Raw genomic sequence first — 15,044 nt, 5'->3', positions numbered from 1 at the left:
TACACCAGAGCGTGTCAGGTTTAAAGATAGCCCATTAGCGGTTCAGGAAGAAGCGAAAAAGTTGTTGCCGGATCAATAAAATAACAAAAATTGACCCGGCAATTTGTCAGGCTGCGCCGCGACTCTGCCCGGCAAGGTCGGAAAGGACCTGGTGATCTTCAATAGTGATATATTTACCTTTTACTGCCAGCATCCCGCTTTTCTGGAAGCGCCCCAGTAACCGGCTGATGGTTTCCACCGTCAGACCAAGATAATTACCAATATCACCACGGGTCATTGTCAGGCGGAACTCACGCTGTGAAAAACCACGCTGACCAAAACGGCGCGACAGGTTCCAGATAAAGGCCGCCAGACGTTCTTCGGCGTTCTTTTTCGACAACAACAGAATCATATCCTGGTCGCCTTTAATCTCGCCGCTCATCAAGCGCATCATTTGCTGGCGCAGCGCCGGCATCTTACCTGACAAATCGTCAAGCGTCTCAAACGGGATTTCACACACCATGGCGGTTTCCAACGCTTGGGCGAAGCTAGGATGATGTGCGCTACCGATGGCGTCAAAACCAACCAAATCACCGGCAAGGTGGAAGCCAGTAATCTGCTCATCGCCCTGTTCAGTAATGGTATAGCTCTTAATTGTCCCGGAACGAATCGCATACAGCGATTTCAGTTCATCACCGGCTTTGAATAGCGTTTGCCCCTTCTGAATCGGCTTCTTACGCTCGATGATGTTGTCTAACTGATCCAACTCATGTTCGTTCAGGGTGAAAGGAATACAAAGCTGACTGATACTGCAATCCTGACAGTGAATTGCACAACCGCCAGATTGAATGCGTCGAATAGTTCGCTTTTCCGGGATCATAATGCACGCTCAGACCATAATTGACTGAGGTCAATTTTAACATTTTTTTGTTTAAGAATGAAACTCATCCAGGCAGGTTTAGGCACATAAAGATTAGGGATGTGGCGATTATAGCCACATCCCTATGAAAAATCTTATTTTTCTTATTGCTAAGATTTATTGTTTGCTGTTGCAACAGATGTCCAGCGCTTCGTCTGGCTTTTTTGCGTTACCCGAGCAGGTTGTTCTACCCGGATAATCAGCGTGAGTACGCCAGCGAACAGGTAAAGCGCAGTATAGGTCCAGACCACGCCCTTAATATCAAAGAACGGCAGCACCATTGAGGCAATGGCGGGCGCGAGAAAGTTACTCAGACCTGCGGAGAGATTATAGATAGAGATGGCAGCCCCTTTATGCTTCGGCTCCAGTACCGGAAAGACGGCGGTCATGGGAACAAACGCTGCCACCGTAATACCCAACATCACTGCCGGGATCATCGCGACCCAATAGTTATGACCGAAGGTAACCGGTAAATAATAAAATGCCAGGCTTGAGAGGGCGCAGCCCAGGCAACCAAACCACCGTACCTGACGGATCCAGCCAATGTATTCGCCGAGAATGCCCCACATGACGTTGGTGAAAATGGTGACAAAGAAGAATACTGCCCAGATTTGCAGCCATTCCGACATGGTGAAACCCAGGCGACCCACAAATAGCATTGGCATAATCACCGCAAAACCAAACAGCGAGAGTGTATTAATGATACGGATCAGGCAGGCAAGAAAAATGTTGCGGTTGGTGAACAGAATGGTGACCGCGCGTGACAGTTCAGTCATTTTTTCGCGCGTTGAGAGATGGGCTTTCTCACTCGGTTGGCCGACCTTGCGTAGTAGCAACATCGCCATTAATCCCCCGGCGACGACCCAGGCGATAGCAAACCACAGCGTGCCGGTTTCGCCCATGAACGGAATGGTAAAGCTGGGTAAATAGCTGCCAATACAGCCAATGCCGATCGAGTACATTGCCCAGAACCAGCCCATCGCCGAAGAGAGTTGATGTTTCGGAACGGTTTGCACCACCAACATCACAAACGAGTAAATAAACAGTGGGTAAGCCAAACCGCGAATGCCGTAAAACAGCAACATCAGCGGATAGTTTTTCATACCCAGTCCCATGGTCAGAAACAGGATGTGCATGCTAACCCATAGCAAAAAACCGATGCGCATTGCGCGTTGCGGCGTGATAATTTCTGCCACCACGCCAGAACTCCAGGCTGCCAGTGCCGCCGCGCCGCCATACAAGGTGAACACCAGCGCGGATTCAGCCGGAGAGAAACCCAGGTCGGTAATATGTTTTGATAAAAATGCCATTTCAAAGCCATCGCCACTCATAAAAATGGCGACTGCTACATAACCCCAAAATAACGATTTGGGCAGGCCGAACCAGTTTTTATCTGATTGCATAACACTATCCTCTATCCTTAATCGGAATGGGCGACCAGGCGCCCACGAAAAGTTAACGGTGACGTAATTCGCGCTGCTGTTGATAAAGTTGACGGAATTGTCGCAGGCGCGGCTGTAATTGTTGGTGGCGCGCGGCATCGGGTAGATAACGATGCAGCACCGCCGGTTTTCGGCACACGGTTTGCACATCGCCGCCCACCGCCAGCCACCCGAGACGAGCAGCGCCTAATGCTCCGCCTGCTTCGCCACCGCGATGGGTGACCACCGGCAAATTCAATACATCCGCCAGTAGCTGCGCCCACCAGGGGCTACGGGCGCCGCCGCCAATCAGCGAGCAGCAATCAAGCTGCGTGCCAGCCTCACTTAACACGTTCAATCCATCGGCAAGGCCGAAACTCACGCCTTCTAGTACCGCATACGCTAGCGCTGCCCGGTTGGAGGCATGCGTGAGGCCGTGGAATGCGCCGCAAGCATGGGGATCGTTGTGCGGCGTGCGTTCGCCGGAAAGATAGGGCAAGAACAGCGGCGCACGGCGCTGTTCCACATGGCTTAAGCTCGCAACCTCAGCCATTAGCGCGGTTTCGGTGGTACCCAGCAACTCACACAGCCAGCGCAGGCTGCTGGCGGCAGACAACATCACACTCATTTGATGCCAACAGTCTGGTAAGGCATGGCAAAAGGCGTGTACCGCCGAGTGTGGATTAGGGCGGAATCGATCGTTGACGGCGAATAACACGCCTGAGGTACCGAGGGAAATAAACGCATCGCCGGGATTAACCGCGCCGATACCCACCGCGCTGGCAGCGTTATCGCCACCGCCACCGGCGATAACCACCTGTTCGCTTAATCCCCACTGCCGGGCAATTTCCGCCCGCAGCTTGCCAGCCGGCTGCGATCCTTCCACCAGGCGCGGCATTTGCTCTCGGCTTAAACCGCAGGCGTTGAGCAGGCTGTCTGACCAATCGCGTCGTGCAACATCCAGCCAGAGCGTTCCGGCGGCGTCCGACATATCGCCGATCATTTCACCGCTCATCAGCCACCGGAGATAATCCTTCGGTAGAAGGACGGTGGCGATACGCTCAAAAATTTCCGGCTCGTGGTGCGCAACCCACAGGAGTTTAGGCGCGGTAAAACCTGGCATCGCCAGGTTACCGGTCACGGCATGTAATTCGGGGACGTTGGCGGTGAGCTGTTCACATTCGGCGGCGCTGCGCGTGTCGTTCCATAAAATGCAGGGGCGCAACACGGCGTTATCCCTATCCAGCAATACTGCGCCATGCATTTGCCCGGAAAGACCAATGGCGCGAATTTCCGGCCACAGCGCGCCGACCTGGTGCCGCAACGCATGGATAACCTGTTGCGTTGCTTGCCACCACTGGGCGGGATCCTGTTCAGACCATAACGGGTGAGGGCGCTGTACGCTTAACATCGCGCCCGCGCTGGCAATAATTTCTCCCTCACCATCAATGACCAGCGCTTTAATTTCCGATGTCCCGGCATCAATACCCAGAAACATGATCGCTCCTTACTCACTCACCGGCAGCGGCTGTTGTGCCCACTGCGCCAGGCGCGCGACCGTTTCTTGCAACAAAGCAGCGAACTCGGCGTCTTGCGCGAGTGGCCCGAATAGCGACGTATCAGCAGCGAAGCGTGCCAGCGCATCTTCAGCGCCGAGTAGCCTATGCAGCGCGTCGGCATCCAGCATGCCGTCCTGCCAGCTATAAGGCAGGCTGCCGTGGTGCCAGCGTTGCAAGAATAAATAAAACAGCGCCGGGATTACCGCGGTGGCGCGTGGCGTGGCGCCACGTTGATAGCACTCAATCAGGGTCGGGGTAATAAAACCGGGGATCTTTGACAAACCATCGGCGGCAACACGTTGGTTAGTGTCTTGAATATACGGATTGGAGAAGCGCGCCAAAACCACGTCGCGATAAGCTTCCAGATCTAACGGGCTCGGCGTCAGCGAAGGGATCACATCCTGGGTGATATATTCCCACGCCATCTCTTTAATGGCGGGCGTGCGGGTACTTTCATCGATCCATGTTTGCCCAATTAGCGTACCGGCCCAGGCAATACAACTGTGGCTGGCATTCAGAATCCGTATTTTGGCCTCTTCCCATGGTAGTACCGACGCGACCAGTTCGACGCCGACATTTTCCAGTGCCGGACGACCAGCGGCAAAATCATCTTCTATTACCCACTGTATAAAGGCTTCGCCCATCACCGGCGCACGGTCGTTAAAACCGGTTTCCGCCAACACGCGCGGGGCAATATCGGCACTGGGACGCGGCGTGATACGATCGACCATGGTATTGGGCGAGGTAGTGTGATTTTTTACCCACTCCAAGAGCGCCGGTTCGCCGCGCAGCGCGAGGAAAGTGAGAAAACCGGCGCGGAAACGTTCGCCGTTATGGCGCAAATTATCGCAGTTTAATAAGGTTAGCGGTTCGCCATGCTGCGCCATGCGCGCTTTCAGGATACGGGTCAACGCGCCATATAACGTGCGCGCATCGCCGCTGAGATCGGCCTGAATATCCGCGTGGTGTGGGTCGAGTTGATGATTAGTATCAAGGTAATAGCCGCCTTCGGTCACGGTAAAAGCAATAACTTTGGTGGCCGGGTCACAGCCTTGGTCAATCAGAGCGCTGAGCTGCGGATCCCACGGTAAGATAGTTTTTATCGAGGTGATTTTCTCGTAACGCCGTGTACCTTCCGGCGTGACGGTTTCCAGCGTATATTCACCCTTTTGCGCAGTAAGGTTATCCAACAATGTGCGCGCATCATCGCGGATATTACCCAGCGCGATATGCCAGCGATCATCACCTTGTTGAAGTAGACGATGCAGATACCAGGCTTGGTGAGCGCGATGGAATGATCCGGCGCCAATATGCATCCAGACATTAGCGGTTGAGTGGTTCATGGCTGTCTCCTGATAATTTGAGCAATTGCCCTTTAGTTGGGCTTATGCTTTAAGTTGCGATAAGCCTGAGCAAAATCATCGCCTTCGTCTGCGCGTCAGATCACAAAATATGATATTTGCCCATCTGGAGGGCAAATATTCGGATTAAACTGTATCAGGCTGAATAGAACGGATAGCACCATGAGTAAGCACAATAAAAAGCTGGACCAGGCCGCACGCGCCGCCTGGATGTACTACGTCGCGGGTGAGACGCAGCATGATATTGCCGACAAACTTGGCGTTTCGCGCCAGGTGGCGCAAAGGTTGGTTGCGTTGGCGACCGAGCAAGGACTGGTGAGCGTCAATATCAGTCATCCGGTCGCGGAGTGTATGACGCTGGCTGAGCAACTCAAAACACGCTTCGGCTTGTCGATTTGCCAGGTGGTGCCGTCGGTCGGTCTGGATAGCGCCGCTATTCATGCCATGATCGCGGTTGCTGGCGCAGAAGTGATGGCGCAAACGCTGAAGCAAACCGACCCGCAAATTATTGCGGTGGGCTCGGGGCGCACGCTACGCGCTACAATTGACGAACTGCCGGAATTTGATCGCCCGCAACACAGTTGTGTTTCGCTAATCGGGGCGATAGCCAGCGATGGTTCCTGTACCCGTTATGATGTGCCGCTGTGGATGGCGGAAAAAACGCAAGGGCGTTACTTTATCCTGCCCGCGCCGCTCTATGCGGATAGCGCGGATGACCGCGCTTTATGGTGCAATCATCGTATTTACCGCACCGTGACTGAGAAGGCCGCGCAAGCCGATGTCATGTTTCTTGGCGTCGGGCATGTCGATAAAGGTTGCCCGCTTAACGTAGATGGGTTTATCACCAACCAGCAGGTGGAAGAGCTGAAAGCGCAGCAGGTGGTGGGGGAAATGTTGGGGCATTTTATCGGCGCACAGGGGGAACGTGTACCCAGTGAACTGGATAGCCGTTTGACCAGCGTAAACATTACGCCGCAAAATGAGCGGCGCAATATCATCGCCTTTAGCGGCGGCAAAGAGAAACACCGCGCGATTACCGCTGCCTTGAAAGGGGGCTGGATCAAAGGGTTGGTCACCGATGAAGAGAGTGCGATAGCGGCGCTGGCCTCAGCATAGTAAATCGGCTGGATGTCGTAGCGGAGTTTTGCTAAACCAGGTTAGGCACACTCATCAGTATGATGATTTTTGGGTGCCATCGGGCACCGGTAACCAGGCGAGAGTAATGACAATGAGCTTTGACGATAAATCACTCTTTCGCGATGCCATGGAAGATGTCACGCCGCTTAAAAATTGCGCAAACACCCACTGGCTGAAACCAACCCCGACTAAAATGCCGCGCTCCCGGCCTGCGGAAGAGGCGGCAGAAAACTTCCTGATTCGCGGCTTCCTTGAGGTCATTCCGCTGGCGACGCCGTTAGAATATAAGGCCGAGGGGATCCAGCAAGGGGTGTTGGATAAATTACGGCAGGGGAAATATAGCCTTGATGCCAGCCTTAATTTGCTGCGTCAACCGGTTGAAAGTTGCCGCCAGGCGCTGTTTGCTTTCATGCTACAGGCACGAAAAGAAAACTTTCGTAATTTGCTGATTATTCACGGTAAAGGGCGTAGCGACGAAGCGCATGCCAATATTGTACGCAGCTATCTGGATCGTTGGCTGCGGCAGTTTGACGATGTACAAACCTTTTGTGTCGCACAACCACAGCATGGCGGCAGCGGGGCGTTGTATGTCGGAATGCGTAAAACCGAGCAGGCGCGTCTGGATAACCGTGAACGCCATGCGAAACGTAGCCGCTAAATCCGCCGCCAGCCATAGCGACGGCGTTTTTAGCGTGGCATTTACCCCGAATGGCACTTACGAATCGTCGCCAGTAAAACTTCCGCGCTGAGGCAAAGCTGGCTATCGGAACGGGTAATGATCCCCACCGGTTCGCCTGGGCCGTGGGAGGCAACCGGTAGCGCCGCCAGCGAATGATGCAGTAAATCTTCTTTAATCGCGCCGGAAGGAACAAACCACACATAGTCATAACGCTGCGTGAGTTGGCGTGCGAGCGAGGTGGATGAGGTTTCTACGCAACGGGTAGGTAATGAACAACCTTGTTCTGCCATCATGGCCTGGGCAATGCGGCGCGGCGCGGTGCCTTCGGGCGAAATCACCACCGGCCATTGCAGCGCCTTCGATAAGGTCACATTGTCGTTTAGTAACGGATGTTGCGGGCGAACCACCAGACGCAGAGATTCAAGAAACAACAGTTCATAAGTCAGGCCGGTCATCATCTCAGCGTCAGCCATGCGACCAATGCCAATATCAAATTCACCGGCTTTCAGGCCGGCAATCAGCACATTATTATGCAGCGTGGCCACTTGTACCGTGGTTTGCGGCTGCTGTTGATGAAAACGATCAAGTATCTGCGGCAGCATCCCCATTGCCGCGGTGGTCAATGCACCCAGCCGAATCACAACCGGGCTATCGGTGCCCGGCGCGCTAAATGACTGCCCGGCATGGTTCAGCGCATCCAAAACCTTTACCGCGTGGGTCAGAAACTGTTCACCCATGGTGGTTAACTGCGCGCCAAGCCGCCCGCGTTCAAACAGTCGCGTTCCGGCTAACTCTTCCAGCTCATTCAGCGTTTTGGATAACGCAGGTTGGCTCAGGCTGAGCGTTTCCGCCGCGCGTCCCAGCGTACCTTGCTGTGCAACCGCGACAAATGTATGTAGATGGCGCAGACGAATGCGCTGATTAAAAACGTAATTTTTGTCCATGCCACAAGGTAGGGATCTCCGGTCAATCTGTGCAAGTAGTGCGATTTGATTCTGTTAACTTTATTGCAAAATTTATTTAACATTTATCGCCGTAGCATAAAAATTCATCGCCTTTTCAGCCGTCAGAGGTAATGGTAAACAGCGTGACCATAACTTTTGTTTCTGGAATATCGCACGCCTATGTATGCGGCACGGCGATGTAAACTATTTGGTACGAACAACGTTACGGTGCTTTCTCGTGTCCGATCACAAAATCGGCATAATTTTTCCTGCCGCCTGCGCAATCCTCTACATTTGCAACAAATTCATCACAAAGGGCGACACAATGGAAACGCAGGTGAGTGCGGACAGCATCCGGGAAGCCTTCTCTCAGGCGATGTCGGCGATGTATCAACAGGAAGTGCCGCAATATGGCACGCTGATGTCGCTGGTTACCACGGTCAATCAACAAGTGTTGCATGACGACCCGTCGTTTGAACAACGTCTGCGCGATGCGGATGAGCTGGCGCGGTTGGGGGTTGAGCGTCATGGTGCGATCCGCGTAGGAACCGCTGCGGAACTGGCCATGTTACGGCAGGTTTTCGCGATTATGGGCATGTATCCGGTTGGTTATTACGATTTGTCGCAGGCAGGCGTGCCGGTTCACTCCACGGCGTTTCGCCCGATTGAGGCGTCTGCGCTGCGCCGAAATCCGTTTCGCCTGTTTACCTCGTTATTGCGCCTGGAGTTGATTGATGATGCAGCATTGCGAGAAAAAGCCGCCGCAATATTGGCCGAACGGGATATTTTCACGCCGCGTTGTCGGGCATTGGTGGCGCTCCATCAGCAACAGCAGGGGTTTAACGCCGCGCAAGCCACCGAGTTTGTTCAGGAAGCGTTGGAAACTTTCCGCTGGCATCAACAGACCACCGTCGACAGCGCGACTTATCAAGCATTGCATCAGCAACATCGCTTAATTGCCGATGTAGTTTGCTTCCCCGGCTGCCACATTAACCATTTAACGCCGCGCACGCTGGATATTGACCGGGTTCAGTCACTGATGCCGCAGCATGGCATTACCCCGAAGGCGATCATTGAAGGGCCGCCGCGGCGTAACGTGCCTATTTTGCTGCGCCAAACCAGTTTTAAAGCACTGGATGAGCCGGTACATTTTCGTGATAGCTTGTCCGGAACGCACACCGCGCGCTTTGGTGAAATTGAGCAGCGCGGAATTGCGCTAACGCATAAAGGCAGAGCGCTGTATGACCGGTTACTGGCTCAGGCAGGCAGCGGGACAGATAACCAACAACATCAGCAACATCTCTCGGCGGTTTTTGCTGCGTTCCCGGATGACGAAACCAGCCTGCGGCGTGAAAAGCTGGCCTGGTTTGATTACCATCTCACCGAGAAAGGGAAGGCGGCGTTCATCGCGGCAGACAGCGATCCAGAGCGGTTAATTGAGCAGGGGTTATTGCGTGCGACGCCGATTATTTATGAAGATTTTCTGCCGGTAAGCGCCGCCGGAATTTTTCAGTCCAACCTTGGCGGTGAGCAAACGGCGCGGACGCAAGGGCAGGCAAGCCGCGCGGCATTTGAAGCCGCTTTAGGCACTGCGGTTGAGGATGAAATCGCGTTATATGCCGCGCGTGAAAAAGCCAGTTTGGCGCGCTGTGGTTTAGCGTAGATAAGCAAGGGCCGTTGATGATGCGGCCCTTTTTTAATCCGGCGTTATTGCAAACGTGGGTTACGAATCAGAGTATATTTGCCGGCGCCCAAAAACATAATCACCAGGCCGCCGAAGAAGTAGAGCGCTTCGGTTTCCAGCGCCCAGGCTCCGACATCGGTACGCGACCAGATGGCACCGGTTTTCACCAACAGCGTGGCGACCGCAAGATTAACCGCAATAATAAACGCCGCAGGCCGCGTCAGCAGGCCAATGATAATCATCGCTGGCGCCACCACTTCGCCAATGTAGGCACCCCAGGCAATAAACGTGGGAAACCCGTGCGCGGTCAGTAACCTGGCTATCCAGCCCACGCCATGTTCAATTTTCGCCGCGCCATGGAACAGCAATAAAATACCAAATGTCAGACGTAACACCAGCTTGCCGAAATCGGGATGATCGGTAAGCCGCGCAAATCCATTATTAATCGCACTGAGCATAATCGCTTCCTGAAAAAAGGAGAGTAATTGTCACTGTAAGAAAAACGCGTAGCGGATAACACTCAATTTCATTGATGAAGTTATTCAGTAAATTACGCGCTGCAATCAAGTTACCATTAAAGCTAAAAAATAAAGTGCGGTGAAGGATTAATGTCTTTCCCTCATCTGGCCGATAAATCCTTTGCAACCGTACGCTATCAGAACGTCGGGCACACAATGGATGATGGAGCCGTTATGAATCTTTTTAAACATTTTTCAATACGCACAACGCTGCTGGCCATGTTAGGGCTATTTTGCCTACTGTGGGCTGCGGTTGGCGCGTTTGCGATTTACTCTCTAAACCAGGTTAGCGCGGCGAATCAGATGAGCCGCCATTTGATGGCACAAATTAATGCAGTCAATAGCGGTAATGATCAGTATTTTCGTACCTCAACGCGGCTTACCCGTTTGGTGGGTAAATTACAGGCGGGCGACACTTCTGCGGCAGGCGATTTGACGCTGGCGCAAGAAGCATTGGATAAGTCACTGACACAATTGCAGAACTTTAAACAGCAAGCGCCGGGACCACTGGGGAGTGCCTTACCGCAGCAGGTTATCGCCAACTGGCAGGTGCTGTTTGATAACGGCATTTTACCGATGATGGCTGCGGCAAAAGCAGGTCACTATGATCAATTCCGCCAGATAGCCAATACCGTTACGCCGCCATTGAGCCGGGCTTTTGGAAAATCGATAGATGAATTTAATGCGACAGCCAGTTCCCGGCTTGAGCAAACCAGTAATACTGTCAGCATGAAAGCGCAAATTACCCGGGTGGTCATTTGCCTGTCGATTGCCATCGGCGTGCTATTACTGCTGTTAATTACCCGCTATTTACAGGTGATCTTAGTTCGTCCGCTACAGCAGGTGCGCCAGCAGTTTAGTTTGATCGCCGACGGCGATTTAAGTCAGCCGATATTGCTTAGCGGGAAAAATGAAGTCGGACGCCTGGGGCCATTACTCAGTGCGATGCAAGATAGCCTGCGTGAAGCCGTCAGCGCTATCCGTAGCGGTACCGAGAATATTTGGCGCGGCGCGGCGGAGATCTCCAGCGGTAATAACGATCTCTCCTCGCGTACTGAAGAGCAAGCTGCCGCCTTAGAACAGACCGCCGCCAGTATGGAGCAGCTTACCGCGACGGTGAAACTCAATGCTGATAACGCGCGTGAAGCCAGTTTACTGGCCGACAATGCCTCTATTACTGCCGATAAAGGCGGAAAATTAGTGGATGACGTGGTTCATACCATGAGCGGAATTGCCGGTAGTTCGAAGAAAATTGCCGAAATTACCAGCGTGATTAATAGCATCGCTTTCCAAACTAATATTCTGGCGTTAAACGCCGCGGTAGAAGCCGCGCGGGCCGGTGAACAGGGGCGTGGTTTTGCGGTGGTGGCAAGCGAAGTTCGTAACCTTGCTCAACGTAGCGCCGGAGCGGCAAAAGAGATTGAGACGCTGATCAATGATTCGGTACAACGTGTGAACGAGGGTTCGCGACTGGTTAACGAAGCCGGTAGTACCATGAGCGAGATTTTGAAAGCGGTTACCGATGTGACTGAGATCATGAAGCATATCGCGGCAGCGTCGGAAGAACAGAGTAAAGGCATTGCGCAAGTCGGTACCGCAGTGTCTGAAATGGACAGCGTCACGCAGCAGAACGCCTCATTGGTAGAACAAGTCTCGGCGGCGGCCAGCGCACTGGAGCGACAAACGGAAGAGTTGCAACGCTCAGTTGCGAAATTCCGTTTATCGCAGGAATCAACGGTGAAAGCCGTGAAAAATCCGCCGCTACGACCGGTGTTATCCCCATCAGGCCGGGAGCCGGTGCGAAAAGCCGCCGCCTCTGGCGATGAGTGGGTGGCGTTCTAAACCTGGCACAGCCATGCCGCCAGCGCTGCGAGGCCTGTCGGCATGGTTTTCTCTTCACGCTGTAGCCAACTGTATACCGCGCCGGTATTCACACTGGCGGCAAACGGCGCAATCAGACGCCTGCTCGCCAGGTCGGACTGTATTAGCGTGACATCGGCAATTGTCACGCCAAACCCCTGAATTGCTGCGCTAATGGCTAAATCCATGGTGGCGAAATGTTGGTTACGCGCCAGCGGCAACCTAATCTGTTGTGCATCAAGCCACAGCCTCCAATCGCTATTATCTGCGGTCGGGTGCAAAAAAGTCAGGCCCGTAAGATCATCTACTGTCTGGGGTTGCGGTGTGAGCAGGTCGCTTGCTAATACCGGCGTTAATGCTTCAGCAAATAGCGTGGTGCCACGCTCTTGCGGTGCGCCGTAAACAATCGCCGCATCATAATTTTCCAACTGTGTACCGTGATCGAGCGTGGTAGTGAGGGCTACCTGAATATCAGGATACCGCTGCTCGAAGGCCACCAGTTTGGGTACCAGCCAGCGCATCGCGCAGGTGGGGGCGCGTAAGCGGATTGCCCGTGGGCGACGGCTGGCATTTTCCAGCGTGGTATTCATCCGTTCGAATGCATGATTTAGCTCCGGCAACAGGTCCGCTCCCTGCGGCGTGAGCCATAGACCGCGAGCATGACGGTCAAATAAAGCGAACCCCAGCCAGTTTTCCAACGCGGAAATTTTCCGGCTCACCGCGCCTTGAGTGATGCAGAGCTCCTGCGCCGCATGCGTGAGGTTTAGGTGTTTGGCGGTTACCAGAAAAGCGTGGATCGCATTAAGAGGCAGTGCGCGTTGCGTCATGATCACCCTTCGAGCTATGAGTTTTATGCATGGCTATTATGACAACATATCGCTTGTCGGCTCAAGTCACAGTGCGTTGAATAGAAATCTACTCATTTTACTTGGTTATGCAGATTGAAGGATGGCGTTTTTATGGCACTCACTTCCGCGGTTGCGCACCGCTCGAAACTCCCCGACGTCGGCACCACGATTTTTAGCGTAATCGGCCAGCTTTCCGCGCAGCATAACGCGATTAACTTATCGCAAGGCGCGCCGAACTTTCCCTGCGACCCGGCGCTGGTGAACGGCGTTACGCGCGCCATGCAACAAGGGCATAATCAATATGCGCCAATGACCGGTCTACCCGCGCTGAAAGAAGCGGTGGCTGAGAAAGTAGCGACTTTATATCGGCAAACTTACGATGTGGCGAGCGAGATTTTAATTGCCGCCAGTGCCAGCGAAGCCATCTACTCGGCAATTGCCGGGCTGGTGCATCCCGGCGATGAAGTGATCTTTTTCGAACCGGCATTCGACAGTTATGCGCCGGTAGTGCGTTTACAGGGGGCTACACCCGTCGGGCTAAAGTTGCAGGCGCCGCAATTCACTATTGATTGGCAGCAGGTGCGGGCGGCCATTACACCGCGCACGCGGATGCTGATCATTAATACGCCGCATAACCCCAGTTCACAGGTGTTAAGCGCGGAAGATCTCGACCAACTGGCGGCCATACTACGCAATACTGATATTGTGGTGCTCTCGGATGAAGTGTATGAGCATATTTTATTCGATGAGCGTAAGCATCACGGTATGGCGACGCATCCTGAGTTGGCGCAGCGCAGTGTGATTGTTTCTTCGTTTGGCAAAACGTTCCACGTTACCGGTTGGCGCGTAGGCTATTGTCTGGCGCCAGCCGAACTGATGACCGAAGTGGTGAAAGTGCATCAGTTTATGATGTTTTCCGCCGATACGCCGATGCAAGTGGCCTTGGCAGACTACTTGCGCCATGCGGAACACTATCTGTCGCTGGGCGCCTTTTACCAACAAAAACGTGACCGATTGGTTGAAGCGTTACGCGAGTCACCGTTTCGGTTGTTGCCGGCGGCCGGTTCGTTTTTTATGTTAGCCAGTTACGGTCATTTCAGTGATGAACCGGATAGTGAAATGGTCAAAAGATTGATCGTAGATTATGGCGTGGCGACGATTCCACTTTCCGCGTTTTATACCGACGGTACCGACAATAAATTAATCCGTCTCTCTTTTGCCAAAGATGATGCCACTCTGCAAGCCGGCGCTCAGGCGTTGTGCCGGGTGAAGGCACGCTAATTTTCTACCTAAGGGGAAATTGATGAAAAAACTACATGCTTTATTAATTGCCGCTGGATTGTTCTCTTCACTTTCCGCTGCCGCGCAGGAGACGCTGCGTTATGGTCTGGAATCTCAATATCCTCCATTTGAAAGCCGCAATGCGCATGGCGATTTAGAGGGGTTTGATATTGAGCTGGGTAAAGCCATTTGTAAGGCGGGTAATTTTCAGTGTCGCTGGGTAGAAAGCAGTTTTGATGCCTTAATCCCGGCGCTGGCGGCAAAGAAATTTGATGCAATTAACTCGGCGATGAATATTACCGACGCAAGAGAGAAAAGCATTGATTTCACCAAGCCGATTTACCGGATCCCCAGTATGTTGGTAGGGAGAGCCGGGGCCGGTTTACAGCCAACGGTAGCCGGGCTGAAGGGCAAAAATATTGGGGTGCTGCAAGGATCGATTCAGGAGACTTACGCTAAGCAACATTGGGAGCCAAATGGCGTAACGGTGACCTCCTATCAAGATCAAAACCAAGTGTATAACGATATGGTTGCCGGTCGGCTTGATGGCACGTTGGTGATGTCTGCTGCCGGGCAATCGGGCTTTTTAGATAAGCCGCAAGGGAAGGGCTTCGCCTTTATTGGCAAGCCGGTAGAAGATGACAAAATTCTGGGGTCGGGGATTGGTTTCGGGCTGCGTAAAGGCGATAGCAAGCTGAAAAGCGAGCTGGATGCGGCAGTGACCAAGGTACAGCAGGATGGGACGGTCACGCGGCTGGCGAAGACGTTCTTTCCAGGTATTGATGTGAGTGTGAAATAAGCAGAGTAGGTTGGCGATACAGGTTGTTCCCATCAGGTCGACTGAGCGATCTGAT

The 15,044-nt window shown here is 53.3% G+C and carries 13 protein-coding genes; 6 read left to right on the top strand and 7 right to left on the bottom strand.

All coding sequences use genetic code 11. The features are described 5' to 3' along the window. Window positions 1-106: 106 nt before the first annotated feature. The 4 genes from fnr to dalD all read right to left on the bottom strand — a co-directional run bounded on the left by fnr (window position 107) and on the right by dalD (window position 5,221). The gene (fnr, locus tag PMPD1_RS11550) at window positions 107-859 is read right to left on the bottom strand and encodes a fumarate/nitrate reduction transcriptional regulator Fnr (RefSeq protein WP_173634175.1); all 753 of its coding nucleotides are present in this window, start codon (window positions 857-859) and stop codon (window positions 107-109) included. A gap of 149 nt (window positions 860-1,008) precedes the next feature. After that, window positions 1,009-2,301 (bottom strand): MFS transporter, encoded by a 1,293-nt coding sequence (locus PMPD1_RS11545; protein WP_173634174.1) that lies wholly within the window; start codon window positions 2,299-2,301, stop codon window positions 1,009-1,011. Between the two features lie 52 nt (window positions 2,302-2,353). Next, window positions 2,354-3,817, bottom strand: a complete 1,464-nt coding sequence (gene xylB / locus PMPD1_RS11540; protein ID WP_173634173.1) for a xylulokinase — start codon at window positions 3,815-3,817, stop codon at window positions 2,354-2,356. Between the two features lie 9 nt (window positions 3,818-3,826). Further along, on the bottom strand, window positions 3,827-5,221 hold the full coding sequence (dalD, locus tag PMPD1_RS11535) for a D-arabinitol 4-dehydrogenase (RefSeq protein WP_173634172.1): 1,395 nt from the start codon (window positions 5,219-5,221) through the stop codon (window positions 3,827-3,829). 180 nt (window positions 5,222-5,401) lie between these two features. Between dalD and PMPD1_RS11530 the strand changes: the two genes are divergently transcribed. Together PMPD1_RS11530 and smrA are read left to right on the top strand one after the other, a co-directional pair. Beyond that, window positions 5,402-6,355 carry a sugar-binding transcriptional regulator gene (locus PMPD1_RS11530; protein WP_173634171.1) on the top strand — a complete coding sequence of 318 codons (954 nt, stop codon included), beginning with the start codon at window positions 5,402-5,404 and terminating at the stop codon, window positions 6,353-6,355. A gap of 112 nt (window positions 6,356-6,467) precedes the next feature. Then, entirely contained in the window at window positions 6,468-7,034 is a 567-nt protein-coding gene (gene smrA, locus PMPD1_RS11525) for a DNA endonuclease SmrA (RefSeq protein ID WP_173636201.1), read from the top strand. Window positions 7,035-7,075: 41 nt separating this feature from the next. Here the strand turns inward: smrA and PMPD1_RS11520 are convergent, their stop codons facing one another. Continuing rightward, window positions 7,076-7,999, bottom strand: coding sequence for a LysR substrate-binding domain-containing protein (locus PMPD1_RS11520; RefSeq protein ID WP_173634170.1), 924 nt, complete (start codon window positions 7,997-7,999; stop codon window positions 7,076-7,078). Window positions 8,000-8,324: 325 nt separating this feature from the next. Between PMPD1_RS11520 and hglS the strand changes: the two genes are divergently transcribed. Continuing rightward, window positions 8,325-9,662 carry a 2-oxoadipate dioxygenase/decarboxylase HglS gene (hglS, locus tag PMPD1_RS11515; RefSeq protein ID WP_173634169.1) on the top strand — a complete coding sequence of 446 codons (1,338 nt, stop codon included), beginning with the start codon at window positions 8,325-8,327 and terminating at the stop codon, window positions 9,660-9,662. Window positions 9,663-9,706: 44 nt separating this feature from the next. Here the strand turns inward: hglS and PMPD1_RS11510 are convergent, their stop codons facing one another. Next, on the bottom strand, window positions 9,707-10,141 hold the full coding sequence (locus PMPD1_RS11510; protein ID WP_173634168.1) for a DoxX family protein: 435 nt from the start codon (window positions 10,139-10,141) through the stop codon (window positions 9,707-9,709). Between the two features lie 234 nt (window positions 10,142-10,375). On the opposite strand from PMPD1_RS11510, the gene PMPD1_RS11505 reads away from it, so the two are divergent. After that, the gene (locus PMPD1_RS11505) at window positions 10,376-12,043 is read left to right on the top strand and encodes a methyl-accepting chemotaxis protein (RefSeq protein ID WP_173634167.1); all 1,668 of its coding nucleotides are present in this window, start codon (window positions 10,376-10,378) and stop codon (window positions 12,041-12,043) included. Here PMPD1_RS11505 and PMPD1_RS11500 read toward each other — a convergent pair. Beyond that, window positions 12,040-12,888 carry a LysR substrate-binding domain-containing protein gene (locus PMPD1_RS11500; RefSeq protein ID WP_173634166.1) on the bottom strand — a complete coding sequence of 283 codons (849 nt, stop codon included), beginning with the start codon at window positions 12,886-12,888 and terminating at the stop codon, window positions 12,040-12,042. The two genes, PMPD1_RS11505 and PMPD1_RS11500, sit on opposite strands and share 4 nt — an antisense overlap. A gap of 132 nt (window positions 12,889-13,020) precedes the next feature. Between PMPD1_RS11500 and PMPD1_RS11495 the strand changes: the two genes are divergently transcribed. Together PMPD1_RS11495 and PMPD1_RS11490 are read left to right on the top strand one after the other, a co-directional pair. Next, on the top strand, window positions 13,021-14,190 hold the full coding sequence (locus PMPD1_RS11495) for a methionine aminotransferase (RefSeq protein ID WP_173634165.1): 1,170 nt from the start codon (window positions 13,021-13,023) through the stop codon (window positions 14,188-14,190). Window positions 14,191-14,212: 22 nt separating this feature from the next. Then, window positions 14,213-14,989 carry a transporter substrate-binding domain-containing protein gene (locus PMPD1_RS11490; RefSeq protein WP_173634164.1) on the top strand — a complete coding sequence of 259 codons (777 nt, stop codon included), beginning with the start codon at window positions 14,213-14,215 and terminating at the stop codon, window positions 14,987-14,989. The last annotated feature ends 55 nt before the right edge of the window (window positions 14,990-15,044 follow it).

This window comes from Paramixta manurensis (assembly GCF_013285385.1).
GTDB lineage: Bacteria > Pseudomonadota > Gammaproteobacteria > Enterobacterales > Enterobacteriaceae > Paramixta > Paramixta manurensis.
This window is presented reverse-complemented; position numbering and strand designations above follow the sequence as displayed.